This is a genomic window from Pseudomonas sp. S1(2024) (assembly GCF_046557535.1).
The window spans coordinates 59098-73934 of record NZ_JBKGFP010000088.1 but is presented as its reverse complement, the minus strand read 5'-3'; the positions used below and the strand labels follow the sequence as shown (position 1 = coordinate 73934).

4 protein-coding genes are annotated in these 14837 nt (G+C 64.5%); all 4 read right to left on the bottom strand.

Features of this window, described 5'->3' with window-relative positions:
• Positions 1–11 precede the first annotated feature (11 nt).
• The 4 genes from ACLCGK_RS24515 to ACLCGK_RS24500 all read right to left on the bottom strand — a co-directional run bounded on the left by ACLCGK_RS24515 (position 12) and on the right by ACLCGK_RS24500 (position 14816).
• Positions 12–10532 (bottom strand): VCBS domain-containing protein, encoded by a 10521-nt coding sequence (locus ACLCGK_RS24515; RefSeq protein ID WP_410953133.1) that lies wholly within the window; start codon positions 10530–10532, stop codon positions 12–14.
• 98 nt (positions 10533–10630) lie between these two features.
• Entirely contained in the window at positions 10631–12721 is a 2091-nt protein-coding gene (locus ACLCGK_RS24510) for an HlyD family efflux transporter periplasmic adaptor subunit (protein ID WP_410953132.1), read from the bottom strand.
• On the bottom strand, positions 12721–14067 hold the full coding sequence (locus tag ACLCGK_RS24505; protein WP_410953131.1) for an efflux RND transporter periplasmic adaptor subunit: 1347 nt from the start codon (positions 14065–14067) through the stop codon (positions 12721–12723). The genes ACLCGK_RS24510 and ACLCGK_RS24505 overlap by 1 nt, the downstream gene beginning before the upstream one ends.
• On the bottom strand, positions 14064–14816 hold the full coding sequence (locus tag ACLCGK_RS24500; RefSeq protein ID WP_060484342.1) for an efflux RND transporter periplasmic adaptor subunit: 753 nt from the start codon (positions 14814–14816) through the stop codon (positions 14064–14066). The genes ACLCGK_RS24505 and ACLCGK_RS24500 overlap by 4 nt, the downstream gene beginning before the upstream one ends.
• Between the last annotated feature and the right edge of the window lie 21 nt (positions 14817–14837).

The window sequence follows — 14837 nt, the reverse complement described above, 5'->3', positions numbered from 1 at the left end:
AGGCATTGGCATCAGGGCGCATTGCTGCCGCGTCGCTGAGCGGCATCGCGCAGTTGCGCGCGGAAGCCATTGGCAGGTTGTGCACGCTGTTCAGCCACCATGTCTTGGTGGAGCGGCGCCCAAACCGAAGGATCGGGCAACAAGCCGTCGGCAGTCAGGCTGGTGACCCCCTGGCGGCCGTCCACCCAGTTCTTGTCTTCAGCACTGGCCTGGCGGCTGTTGGCCACGGCCTGGGCCACGAACTGGCCGTCGACCAGACCCAGTTGGGCGCCGATTGATTGGCTTTCGATCTCAGGTGTGGCAAACAACTGCACGTTGCTGCCGTCGGCGTCCCAGGCCGACAGGCTCAATGCCTGGTTGACCCGTTCCACCACCGGAGCCACGAAAATAGCCGGCGTCACGCTCGGCAGCGGCAGGCCGCCCTGGCCACTATGACTTTCGCGGTCAACGTACGGGCCCGGTGGAATGTACGGGCTGGAGATGTCCAGGGTGATGGTCAACTGCGCATCGTCGGTCGCGCCGGCCAAGTCACTGAGGGTGTAGGTGAAGTAGTCCCGCAGCACCTGGCCAAGGCCGGCCGCGGCCAGCACCTCAGGGTTGCTCAGGTCGATGGTGTAGGTGTAGCTGCCATCGGTATTGAGCACCAGGGTGCCATAGCGGCCGGCAATCGGCTGGCCGACCACGCCCGCTGTGCCGGTACCGTTTTCCTGCCCGCTACGGATCCCGGTTACGGTCAGGCTGTCACCGCCGTCCACGTCGCTGTCGTTGGGCAGTACGTTACCACTGGTGTGCGGCGCTGGTACCTGGTCGCTGGCGGTGTTGCTGTCGTCGCGTGCCACCGGATAGTCGTTGGCGCCCTGGATGGTCACGGTCAAGCGGGCGTCCGAGGTAATGCCGCCGGTGTCGCGCATGCGGTAGGTGAATACTTCGCGCAGCACTTCGCCAGCCGTGCGCATGGCCTGCACGGTCGGGTTGCTGTTGTCGACCACATACTGGTAACTGCCATCGGCGTTGATCAGCAACGTGCCGTATAGGCCTTGCAATAGTTGACCTGCACTGGCGGTATGGCCATTTTCGCCGGTGTACTGCACAACGGTCTTGGTTTCGCCGTATTGCACGCCGTCCACATCGCTATCGTTGTCCAGCACGTTGCCGCGAGGGTCCACCCCTTCGGTACCGTTGTTGACGCCACCGGCTTCTACCGCAGCAGCGGTGTCGTCGTTGGCGACGGGGAAGTCGTTGCGCCCGTCGATAGTGATGGTCAGCAATCCGTTGGCGGTGCCGCCCCACACGTCGGTCAGCAGGTAGCTGAAGTTGTCGGTCAGGGTCTGGCCGCTGACGCGCAGCGCCTGCACTGCGGCCAGGCTGTTGTCCAGCGTATAGTTCCAGGTGCCGTCGGCGTTCAGCGTCAGGTCGCCATACTGGCCGCGCAGGGTTTGCCCGGTCGGGGCTGGGCTGTTGGGCAGCGGGCCGTGGCCGCTCCAAAAGGCCAGTACTTCCAGTGTTTCCGGCACCAGGATGTTGATGCTGTCCGGGTCGGTGTCGTTGTCCATGACGTTGCCGGCTGGGTTGCTACCAGGGATGTTGTTGCCCTGGCCACCTGCTTCGACGGCCAGGCCCTGGTCCGGGCCAGCAATCGGGGGCTGGTTCTCACCGCGTATCAGCACGAACAGGGTGGCGGTGTCACTCAAGCCGCCGGCATCGGTGACTTGGTAGGTGTAGCGCTGGATGACGAAGCCCAATGGCCCGAGGGCAATGATGTCGGGGTCGTTGGAGTTGACCACAAACTGGTAAGTGCCATTGGCGTTCAGCGTCAGCGTGCCGTAGTTGGTGGTGACCGTGGCGGTGCCGGTCAGCGTGTTCAGCGTGGGGTTGCTGCTCTCGGCCCCCACGCCCACGGCGGTGACGGTCTTGGTGTCGTTGGCATCCACATCGGTGTCGTTGTTCAGCACATTACCAGTGGGGTTGCGGCCCCCATTGCCATCGTCATCCGTGGCAACCGCATACGCCAGGTCGTCGTGCGCAACCGGCGCATCGTAACGGCCTTCGATGGTGATGGTGATCTGCGCCTGCGAACTGGCGCCTGCGGTGTCGTGCATGCGGTAGCTGAAGGTTTCGCTAAGGCTTTCACCGGCCTTGAGTGCCTGGACCGCCGCCAGGCTGTTGTTGATGGTGTACACGTAGTTGCCGGTGGCGTCGATGCTCAAGGTGCCGTAGTTGCCGGTGATGATCGTGGTGCCGGCAGTGACCTGCACGAACGTGCCGCCTGCTGCCAGTGTACCGAGGTAGGCGCCGTCCACGGCTTTGCTGTCGCCTGCATCCACATCCTGGTCGTTAGTCAGGGTATTGCCGCTGCCGGCCTGGCCAGGTGTGCCGTTATTGGTGCCGCCGGCCTCGATGGCGATGGCGCTGTCATTGGCTGCGATAGGTGTATCGTTGCGCCCATGGATGACCACGGTGAAGGTGGCCGTAACAGTCTTGCCGTTGCCATCACTGACGTTGTACTGAAACACCTCGATCAGCCGGTCGGCGTCGGTACGCAGGGCCTGTACGGCAATGTTGCCGTTATCCACCACGTAGCGGTAGTTGCCCTGGGCATCGAGCACCAGACTGCCGTAGTTGCCGGCCAGGCTCTGGCCCACCGTGCCGCTGGTACCGCTGGGGTTGATGACGCCGGTGATCGTCAGGGTATCGCCATCGGGGTCGCTGTAGGCGCTGCGGATGCTTCCGCTGGGGTCCAGGCCTGGCGTGACATTGTTTAAGCCGCCGGCCTCCACGGCATCAACCGTGACCGGGTTGACCACGGGTGGGTCATTGACGCCGGTTACACTGATCACCAGTTGCGCCTGGTCGGTCAGCCCGCCGCTGTCGTGGATCTGGTAGGTGAAGATTACCTCCAGGCTTTGCCCGTCGGCCAAGGCACGAATGGCCGGGTCGGCGCTGTTGACGGTGAAGCTGTAGGTGCCGTCTTCATTAAGCACCAGTTGGCCGAAGTTGCCGCTTATCAGACTGTTGTCGGCCAACCGGGCGACGGTGCCGGCAATCGACGCCGGCGTACCGGCGGCCACCGGGCTGAGTGCACCGCTTGCGCTTTCCAGGCCGCTGCGAACACCGTCCACCTTTAGCTGGGTGGCGGTGGGCTGGTCGCCGCGGTCGACATCGGTGTCGGCGCCCACGGCATTGTTGCCGGTGATCACGTTGCCATTTGCGTTGACCGGCGCCGGGCTGCCGTCACTGGCGCCTGCCGTGGCGGTGCCGCGGTCGTCCACGGCCACGGGCGCGTCGTTGGCCCCTTGGATGGTGATCAGCAGTACGGTCACCGAACTCAAGCCACCGGCATCGACCATCTGGTAGGTGAACTGTTCGACCAGCGTGTCCCCGGGGGAAAGCGCCTGGATTGCCGCGTTACTGTTGTCGATGACGTAGCGATAACTGCCGTCGGCACTGAGCGTGAGCGTACCGAACGATGCCAGTATGTTTGTCGCCCCGCTGTCGATCGGGATGATCCTTCCGCCCCCGGGACCGTCGTAGCGCACCGCGTTGACGTTCTTGGTTTCGCCCAGTGCCACCGAATCCACATCGGTGTCGTTGTCCAGCACATTGCCGATGGCATCTTGCCCGGGCGTAGCGTTGCTGGTGCCGCCGGCCTCGATGGCAATACCCACATCGCCGCTGGCGATGGGGGTATCGTTGGCCCCGTGAATATTGATGAGCAACTGCGCGCTGCTGTCCAGACCACCGCTGTCGACAACGTCATACGCAAACACTTCGCTGAGGAAGTCGCTGGAGGTGCGCAACGCCTGCACGGCAGGGTCGTCGTTGTTGACGACATACTGGAAACCGCCAGTAGCGGTGATGAACAGCGTGCCGTACAGGCCCTGAACTGTGGTGACCCCTGTAGCGCCCACGGCGATCCCGCCAGGGTTGTTGACGTTGGCGATCCGCGTGACGGTAAGGAAATCGTTGTTGGTTTGGATGTCCACGTCGGTGTCATTATCCAGCACATTGCCCGTGGGATTGGTACCGGGATCGGCGTTGTTCCGGCCACCGGCTTCCACGGCATCGTACTGGTCGTTCTGGGCGATGGGCGCATCATTGACAGGGTCGAGCACGATGTTGAGCACATCGGTGTCGCTCAGCGCATCGGCCGGGTTCTGGCCGGGGATGCCGTCGCCGCTTGAGGGGTGGTCACCGAAGTTGCCTCGGTCGTTGGTAACCATGGTCAACGTTTCCCGGTCGCGGAAGGTGTTGAAGTCCTGGTCGCCCTTGTAGTACAGCTGGCTCAACGCCACGTTCAACTCAGCCAGTGTGCCGGTGAGCATCAGGGTGCGCCCTGAGCCGGTCGGCGGGGTGGCGTTTGCTGCGGGTGGCGTGGTGCTTTGCCAGATCACTCCGTGCACCACGGTGAGGGTGATGGTCATCACGCCGTCGGCGTTGCCGGCGTTCACGTCCACGTCGCTGGTGGCCAGCCCTCCGATGTGCAGCACGGTGTCTTCCTGGCCGTGCTGGTCAGCGACCGTATTGATGGGCGCTTCGTTGAGGTGCACGTAACCGGCGTCGGCGATGCCGGTACTGCCTTCGCCCAGGCTCAGGTTGATAGTGCCAAGCCCTGCCGTGGCAGCGGCGGTGTCGGTATCGATGCGCACGCGGAATTCGTTCTCGGTACCGGCTTGATGGGTTTGCGCAACAGCCACCAGGTAGCTGCCGGAGGGCAGCAGGGCAAACTGGTACAGACCGCCATTGGCGGTGATCGTGGTGAACGTACGGTCGTCGGCGTTGCCGAACTGGCCGTCGTCACCGGCCCAGGTCAGGGTCACGGCAATGCCGTCCAGGCCTGTGCCGTCGGGGGTGACGCTATCGGTGGCGCTGCGGGTGTCGTCCCACAGGGTGCCCTGAATCACGCCCATCCCGGCCCCGTCGCTGAGGATGTAGTTGTTCAGGCCGGTTGCGCCGTCCTGACCGGTGCGTTCGCCGTCAGCGCCCCCGGCGGTGGCGGGCAGCGAGCCGCCCCAGCCACTGGTTTCGAAGTCGGTGGGCAGGCTGGTCCAGGTGAGCACGGCGGCACTGGCGGCGTTGTCGGCGATGGTGACATTGGGCAGGACGACGGTGTAGATCACCTGCACGCTGTCATTTGGCGCCAAGCGGCCGAAATCCAGGGTAATGCCGGTGTCATCACTGAAGCTGACCCCGGGCGGCAGGTTGGCCAGGTCCAGGGCCACGCCGTTGAGCAGGATGCTTTGCACCTGATAGTTGCTGCCGTTGGGGAACTGGTCTGTCAGGTGGGTGTTGTAGGCCGGCACTTCGCCGTTCTGAGTGAAACTGACCGACACTGTGGCCGTGGTGGTAGCGCTGCCCGCGGCCACGTCGATCACGGTCTTGTCCATGTTGGTGAAGCTCGGCTCAACTACACGCTCGAACACCGTGTCGCTCACGCCGCGATCCACGCCGCCATTCAAGCCGACGTGCTCGTGGGCCGTTACGCCCAAGTTGGCGCCGGCCTGGTTGCTGGCCACGTTGGTGACGCGCACGTTGAACTCCAGCACCACGCCTTCGACGTCGGGGTCGTTGATTTCGGTGTTGGTCAGGTTGCCGAGGCTGAACGTCACCGTCTGGCTGCCATCGGCGTTGGTCACGATCACCAGGCGGCCATTGTTGATGTCGAACACCCCGGTTGGCACGGCGCCGGACAGGTCGGGCTGGATGCCTTGGGTCACGTCGCTCAACTGATTGCCCTGCATGCTTAGGATGCCGCTGCTGATCAGGTTGGTGGCATCGCTGGTAAGCCCGGCGGGAGTGTTGGACACAAACGCGAGCAGGATATCGTTGAGGCTGGCCGGGATGAACTCAAGTCCGGCTGCCAGTTCGATACGGATCTGATAGTCCGGGTTGTCGCCGGTGGGCACCAGCACCGCGACCCGGTAACGCACGATTTCGCCGACCACTACGTTTTCGCTCAGGCCACTGGTGTCGGTGGCGCCGCTGCCGTTGGTGGCCGGCGCTGTGTCGGCCACGCCGCCCACCCGGCTGATGCGGATGCCGTTGCTGACGGGGAATACCAGCAACGAGGTCACCCGGTAATCGTTCAGCGTGCCGCCATTGAGTATGCCATCTTCGCCGCTGCGCTCGCCGTTGGTGGTGTCGACCGTGTTGTTGGCGCCGTCCAGGCTGGTCCAGCGCACATCCACCGCGTTGGGAAACGCCGCCTCGCCGGCAGCGGTGGCATTCACCGTGCCGGTCAGGCGAAGGGTAATGCTGCCGCCATTGGCGATGTCGATGTTCGCCCCTGTCACGCTGATCAACTGGCCGCCCTGAATGATGAAGTCGGCACCGCCGTTGTTGGTGGCACCGCCACTGTAAACCACGCCGGTCAGGGTGATGCCGCTCAGTTCGGTCGGCAGGCCGTCGAGCAGGCTGATGTCGAATGCATTGACGCCCGAGGTGTTGCTGATGACGATTTCAAAGTCCACCACATCGCCGTCTTCGTAACCACCGAACACCGGCGTGGAGGTGATTTGCTGGGTCACCGTGAGCGTCGGCTCGACGATGGTTACCGCCGGCTGCTGGGCACTGATCACGCTGCGTTCGGCCTGGGCACTGCCATTGGGCGTGTCGCCATCGGGGTCGCTGTACACCAGTTGCGCGCCGTTGTTCAGGGTGGTGCCTTGCTGGTTGCCGGGCACGTTGCTGGCCACCAACACCAGGCGGATGACGAAGCTGTTGTTGCCGGTGATGTTGTCGGCCGATGCGCCTGCGCTGCTGAACACCAGCATCAAGTCGGCGCCGTCGCTGCCATCCAGGTTGACCGGGTTGACGTTCAGGGTGCCGTTGAAGTCGGCGCCAAGCGCGGCGCTGCCGGCCACGGTGGTGATGATCTGGAAGCCCAGGTTGCCGTTGAAGCGTGGGTCCAGGCGCAGACCGGGCGGGATCAGGTCGTTGATGCGCAGGCTGCCGGTGAAGCCTTCGGGCAAGTTGACCACGATGTCGTACGTCATGCTTTCGCCAATCACCAGGTTGCTTCCGGTGGTGTGGGAGGCGCTGGAGTCGTCGTTGCTGAGGCTGCCGTTCTGGTAGGTCTTGGTGATGGTCGGCGCGGCCACTTGCTGGTTGGCGACTTCCACCAGGTCGGTGGGGGTGAAGTCCTGGCCGCCATTGACGCTGGCGTAGTTGGTCAGTGCCGCGCTGCTTTGCAGCGTGCTGGAGGCGAGGATGGCGTCGCTCACTGTGACGTCGTAGGTGATCACCACCACGTTGGCGCCGGACAGGTCGCTGGCCGTGCCGGCGCGGCCGGCCAGCAGGGTGGCCTGGCCGTTGGCGTCGAGGAACGTGATGGTGTTGCCGCTGACGCTGTAGTCGGTACCCAGCACCAGTTGCGTGCCATCACCACGGAAGATCTGCAGGTTGGCGGCACTCAGGCTGCCGCCGACAAACGCCAGGCCGTTGGGCAGGGTGACGCTGGTGCTGACGTCGAAAGCGCCGCCGCCACCTGTGTTCTTGATCGCAGTAGCCAGGCGCAGGGTGTCGGCGCCGTCGATGCCGCTGACGTTGCCATCCACCGCCGCCAGGCTGGTGACGCTGCCACCGAACGGCACGCCGCCGGTGCCTGGCGCGTTCCAACTGCCAGTTGTACCGGTGACCGTGCCGTTGCTGCTGCTGACCACCCCATGCTTGATGTCCAGCACCGGCTCGGCCACCGATTCGATCACTGCCACATCGGACGACACCAGCACGTCTTTATCCACCGTGGTGGTCTGGCTAGATTGTGCCAGCACGTCCAGCTCGCGCTGGTCGGCAAACGGCTGGTCGCCCACCACCATGGTGAATAGCACTTGAACAGTGCCGCCGTTCAGGCCGCCCGAGACGAAGTTGCCGAAGTCGAAGACGATGGAGTTGCCAGGGCCGGTGGTGACGCTGTCCGGCACATCGAGGATGTTGTTGCCGCTGCCGAAGGTCCACTGTCCTGCGCCATTGCCGAAGCTCCAGGTAATGCCGGTGGCATTGAGCAGCGGCAGCGGCAAGTAGGCGGTCAGCTTGAAGTTTTCGTAGTCGGCTACCAGTAGGTCGTAAGTGATGGTGAAGGTCACCACGTCGCCCGGGCGCAGCTCGCCATTCGCGGGCGGGGTGCCGCTGTTCACCTGGGTCAGTTCTATATCTACGCTGGAGGTCTGGATGGTGCTGGTGGTGCTGGAACCGTCGCTCTGCGTGCTGCCAATGTTCAGTGCATCGCGCAACACGGTGGCAGCCACGGTGGCATTGTTGCCCACGCTGTCGCCTTCGTTGAGCTGGTCGTGGGGCGGGTGGTCGCTAGTGTAGGTGGTGTCGACCGTCGCGTCGTAGACGATGCGCAGGCCGGTAGCGCCATCCTGGTTGGTATCGTCGTACAGGTCTCCGAACAGCGCGGCCAGGCCCGGGCCGGCGACCGCTTGGCGGAGGGACTCGGCAATGTCGAAAACCAGCGTGGTACTGCCGTCGGCGTTCACGGTCTGGGTGTAGATGAGGGCAATGCTCTGCGAGGCACCATTGGCCATTATCAGCAACGTTGGCGCAGTGCCTGCGCTGAACGTCTGGCCGTCGCTGAGCAGGTCGGTGACGGTAAACTGGCCTTGTTCGAGGATGTTCTCGCCAAAAGCGAAGAAGTCGGAAATGGCCACGTCCATGGTGTAGCGCAGGGTGTCGCCGGGGGTCAGCCCAGGGGTGCCGACATCGTTCTGCAAGTCCACTTCCTTGAGCAGGGTGATGGACTTGGCCACGAAGGTCACGCCCTGGCCGTTGCCGTCCTCACTGAATGGGTAGCCGTCGGGGTCAGTGGGGCGGTCGCGCGGGTCCAGCGGGTTCCAGTCGCCGGTTACGCTGGCGGTACCGAAATCGATGGTCACCGAGTTGCCGGTGGCCGGGTCAAGCACGGGTTTGCCGTTGGCGTCGATCTCGGGCACGTAGAAGCTCACCTGCGTCTCGCTAGCGGCACTTAGCGTGTCGTAGTGGATGCTGTAGCTCTCTACGAAGACATTCGGGCTGGCCAGCGCAACGGCGATGGCAGCAGGGTCGGTGAGCACCCGGCCATCGTGCAGGGTGACCGACGTGAGCGTGCCGCCGGGGCCTGGTGTGATGGCACTGACATGCACCTGGTCGGGCACGGTCTGGGTCACGGTGACGTTGGTCAGGGTCTGCCCCGATGCCGGGGTGACGGTGACGGTCTGGGTGCGCGTGTAGTTGGGGCCGGTGACGGTTTCGCCTTCGGGCATATTGACCGTCTGCGTGACCTTGAGCAGGGTCGGAGTGATGATGAAACTGTGCAGCGAAGCCTCTACCACGCTCGGGTCCTGCACCGGGTTGTTCAGCGAATCGTTGCCGTACTCGAAGCCGGCACGGGCGTTGATGGTGAGGTTGGGCGCGCCGTCGGAATAGGTGGTGTCGGCCAGGTTGCTGAGCAGGCCGGTGACCTGGATGTCGATGCTGGGCTGGCCGCTGGTAACGCTGGCATAGGGCAGTTGCAGCACCACCATCTGGTCGCCCGGCTTCATGCCGACGCTGGCGGCGTTGATCACCAGGGCATTGCCGCTGGCGTCCTTGGCCAATGGGTGAGTGGCATTGCCGTTGGCGTCAAAGGTGATGACGAAGCTGTTTACCGCTTGGCCCAGGTAGGTGGCGGAAACGAACGTGGCGCCATCATCGCCGTCGCGCCCGGTGGCGGGCATGAACAGGTCGATGTATGGGGCGTAGCCTTCCTGGGTAGAGGGGTTGGTGAAGCTGACGGTGAAGGTGAATTGCTCGCCCAGCTGCACCTCGGTGCCGCCGCTGCTCAGGCTGGCGGTGGGGCTGGCATCGGCCAACAGACCATGGAAACTGGCCAGGGTCGAGGCGGCCAGGGCGATGGACTTGTCCACGTCGCCATTGCTGACTTCCAGTTTCCAGTCACCGCCAGCCAGCTGGCTGCCGGTGGCATTGCTGGACGCGCCAACGTCGGCGCCGGTCCAGCTCGCCAGTTCGTTGATGGCCTGGCCGCTGCTGCCGGCGCCCACGTCGCAGCCGTACAGCTGGATGTCGGCACCGGCGTTGAGTTCGTTGCGCCAGCTGCTGAGGCGGTCGCCCAGTTGCTCGACGGTTTGCTGGGTGAACACCTGGTTGCCCAGGGTGAACTGCCCGGCGGCGCCGTGGGAGAACACCTGGATGGAGTCGACCTTGCCCAGTTGCACCAGGGCATTGCTGATGGCCGCGATGGCATCCTGGCCGGCGTCGACAACCAGCGCGGTTGTGCCTGCGGGCAGGTTGGCGGCCAGTTGCTCGCGGTTTTCCACGCGGGCGTCGATCACCACCAGGTTGCGCGGCTGGGCGGCGGGCGCGGCGGTGGTTTGCGCCTCGCTGGCGGTAGGGGCGGGGTGTGCCGTGTCCTTGGCCTCGGCGTGGCTCGGGTCGCTGTGCTGCTGGTCGACGGCTGTGGCGGCGGCACCGTCGAACAGGATGCGTTGCTCAAGCGCCAGGGTTTGTGAGCGAGGGCGCAATGCAGCGGCGAAGCCGGGTCTGCTGTTCATGTCCATGATGCATACCTGCTCGAAAGTTCAACGCCAGTTTCTGAGTAGATCAAGGGTAGCCCGGAATTTCCGATTTGGTGTACGGGCAACACGGAGCCTGGCACTCAAAACCCACTCTCTCGCAACGCAACCCCTGCCAACCAGCGCCCCATCTCACCCAGCACGCTGCGCCGCTCGCCGTCGATTTTTAATCTGCCGCGTGTCTCGTGCAGGCCAACCAGCGGCGCATCCAGTGCAATCAGTACTTGAAACACCGCATGGGTCGGCACCAACGGTTGGCTACCGGTGGGCACGGGCCCGCCAAAGTGGGACGACAGCATGCGGTGGGCCAGTTGATTTGCACGGGTGCTGCCAATGGCCAGTACTCTGCCGGACAATGCTATCGCCTGGCCTTCTGGGTAAAAGCGTACGGTATTGTCCACGGCCAGGTGGTGTACCTGGTCTTGCGCCACATAGGCATCCACCTGCCAACGGCGGGGATCGATGAGGATGCCCAGCGGCTCCTGGCGATTGACCCACTGCCCAGCGCGCCAATCCGGATCGCGGTCCAGCCAGGTACCGGCGAAGGGGGCCTGCAAATTCAGGCGGGCGATCTCTACGCGGGCCGAGCGGGCCTCCTCGTTCTGCACGTTCAGGCGTTGCTGGGTGGCGGCATCGACACTCAGCCCCGCCGGGTCGGCCAGCAGGCCCGACAGCCGTGCCTGGTAGCTGCGCGCAGTGGCCTCGCTACTGCGCAGGCGTGAGTCCAAGTCCGGCTCGTCCAGCGTCGCCAGCACTTCGCCAGCCTTGACCTGGCCCTGCTCGCGCAGGCTTTGCAAGCGTGCCGGGTAGGGCGTGTAAACCCGCAGTTGCTGCTCGGCCCGGGCTACTCCCACCGCATCCACCTGGCTGTGCCACGGCATCGCCAAGGCCAGTACAGCCAGCCCCATGCACAGGTAGAACAGCTGCTTGCGCCCCCCTGGGATGCGCGCCCGTTGTTGCCACCAGTGGCTCAGTTCGCGTTTGACCGGCAGGGCGATGAACCAGGCGATTTCAACCATGAACAGTACGATTCCTAACAGCTTGAAGAAGAACAGGTACACCGCCACGGCGATGCCCAGAAACAGCACTAAACGGTATACCCAGGTGGCGAAGGCGAAGGCCACCAGCAGGCGCCGCTGGTGGCTGGGGAACGGCTCCGGCCACGGCTCGTGCAGCCCCAGCAAATTGCGCCGCAGGGCCACCCGGGCCAGCGCCGAGGCCCGTTCGTGCAGGTTGGGGAAGTCCAGCAGGTCGCTGAGGATGAAATAGCCATCAAAGCGCATGAACGGGCTGGCGTTAAGCGCCAGCGACAACACCCAGCTGGTGGTGGCCAGGTACAACAGGGCATTGCGCAGCGCGCCGTCGTCGCATAACGCCCAGCCCAGCGTCGCCAGGCCCGCCAGTGACAGCTCGGTAGCGATGCCCGCCGATGCGATTGCCAGGCGCTGGCGCGAATGCTTCAGCTTCCAGCTTTCACCGGTGTCGGTGTACAGCATTGGCCACAGCACCAGAAAGGCCACCCCCATGTGTCCCACCCGCAGGCCCAGGCGGGTGGCGACCAGCGCATGGCCCAGCTCGTGCAATGTTTTGGCGACGATCAGGGCCAGCGCAAAGCTCAACAACCCTTCGGTGGAGAACGATTCCACCACCGCATGGGTGAAGCTGTCCCACTGCTGAATCACCAGCAGGATACCCAGCAGGCTCAGGCCGATCACCAACAAGCCGGTCAGTGGATGGAACAGCCAGCCGAGCGCCCCGGCCAGGCGCCGCAGGCCTACTTGAGGACGCAGTAAAGGAACGCGGAAGAACAGATAATGGTGCAACCACCAGCGCCAACTCGACCAGGTACGCGCTTCGCTACGCGCCTGCAGTTTGCCCAACTGCTCGGGCCCGGCGCGCAGTAGCTGGTGGTGTTCGAGGAAGGTGCGCAGTCCCAGTACTTGCTCCACATCCGGCTTCAGGGCGCTGTCACGCGCTACCTGTTCGCTGATCTGCCGGGGTGACTGGCCCCAGCGCAGCAGGCACTCGAACTCCAGCCAGCCAATGCGGTAGAAGCGGTTGACCACAGTGTCGTGGATCATCCACGCCGGCTCCCCGTCGCGGTTATCCGCGGCATCGCACAGGCGCAGGTCTTCGCGCAGAGGCGGCAGGGGCAGGTCGGCCGGGTCGAGCATCACCAGCCACTCCAGGCACGCATCGTAGCCAGTGGCCGCCGCAGCAGGTAATAGCCGAGCATCACCCGGTCGCCATAAAGCTTGGCGGTGCCATGCAGGCCCAGGCGGGCATGCGCCGGCTGTTCTTCGATGCTCGCCAGCAGGCGGTAGGCGACCACACCGTCGTCGCTGGGCCTGGCCTGATAGCTGGTTTCAAGAATTTTGCCCTTAAGCGGGCTGAGCGGGTAGGCCGTCAGGAACAGCGTTACCTCGGCACCCGGCTCCAGGGCAATGGCATCGGCCACCGCCAACTGGATCTGCATGGCCGGCTGCGCCGGGTCGGCAACGTGCATGATGCGCTCGCCGGTGGACACCGGTTTGCCCAGCCAGTCGTTGGGGTCGCTGAACACTGCCACCCCGCCGCGCGGTGCCAGCACTTGGGTGCGCTTGAGTTGCGCCTGCACGGCGGCCAGTTCGGCGCGGCGCTGCTGCACGCGGCTTTGCAGCAGCGTCAGTTCGCCCTTGCTCTGTGGGTTGTCAAAGGCCCGCTGGCTGGCCGCAAGCAGTTCTGCATCGGCTACCGCCACCTCTTTGCCCAGTACATCGGCGCGGCTGCGCAATGTGGTTTCATCCAGCGTGAAAAGCGGCGTATCGGCGTCAACCGGCTGATTGGGGCGCACTAGCACCTGGGCGACCACCCCGTCGATGGGCGAAGTGACGATCTGCGCCTGGCGCGACACGATCTGCGCTGGGGCCAGCGCCGTCTGGCGCACCGGCACCAGCAGCAAGCCGCCGAGCAGCAGTAAGGTCAGCAGCACCTGGCGCCGGCTCGGGCGCCAACGGCCCAGGCGCTGACGGTGGGTGAGGGCGTTCCAGCAATAGGCCCAAGTGCCGGTCAGGCCTTCCAGGTGCTTGGGCAAGATCGCGGGGGGCGGCTCTTCGAGCAGCACCACCAGTAGGCCAAGGCGCTCACCGGTTGACGCATGCACCGGGATGCACCACAGGCCTGCAGGCCACCATTCGGCCCAGCCTTCGGCGATGTCGGCCGGTGGCGTGGCGGTGGCAACGGTGACCCAGGCCGGTTGCGAGTCTTTTATGTGTTCGCCCAGCCAGCGGCTGGCCCGCTTCAGCCACACCAGGTACGGCGAGTCTTCGGTAGGGCGTGCCAGACCGGACACGCACAGCAGCTCGAAAGCGCCCTTGGCTTGCCTGAACACCAGGGCTTGATGAAAGGGCAGCAGCGGGTACAGGTCGTTGGCCATGCTGAAGGCCAGCGCGTTCAGCGACTCGGCGGCCATCGCCTTGTCGCGCAGGGCGTCCAGTTGCAGCAGCATTTGCGGGTGCGGCAGTGGCTGATTCATGGTCATGGAGCGAACCGCGCGGTGCCGCTCATGCCTGCCATCAGATCAGGGAAGCGCTGTTCGAAGCGCGCCTCCAGCTCCACGGTCTGTGCCACGGCATCGACTCGAGCATTTATCACGCTGACTTTGGCCGGGTAGGTCTTGCCGGTTTCGTGAACATTCACCTCCAGCGGCTGGCCGGGGCTGAGGGTCTTCAATTGGCTCGACGGCACGTTCAGGCGCACCTTCAGGGCGCCGTCGCTGACCAGGTCGAATAGCGGCGTGCCGGCGCTGACAGTTTGATACGGTTTCACGTAAACCTTGGCGACATGCCCGGAAAACGGCGCCAGCACTTGGCAGTAACTCATCTGCGCCTCGCCCATGGCGCGTGCGCCATCGGCCTTCTGCACTTCGGTATTGGCGGCTGCCACTTCGATGTCGCCCACGGCGTCCAACTTGCGCAGCTGCTGTTTGGCCTGCAAGTTCTGCCGGGCCATGGCCAGTTCTGCCACCGCCACCTTGCCGCGCGCCTGGGCCTCGCTGCAGTTGAAGCGTGCCAGCGTGGCGCCCTTGGCGACGTGTTCGCCAAAGTTGGTCTTCAGCTCACCCAGCGTGCCATTCATCTGGCTGGACAGGGTCGTTTCCAGCTCGGCGGCCAGCAGCACACGGATGGCTTGCGGGGCGTCGCCAGGCGTGTCCTGTTCGGCGTAGGCGGTGACGCTTGTCAATGCCAGCAGTAGGGGCAGGCAGCAGTGTCCAACGACGGGCATGGGCATTCTCGTGTCCTTGTTGAGCGC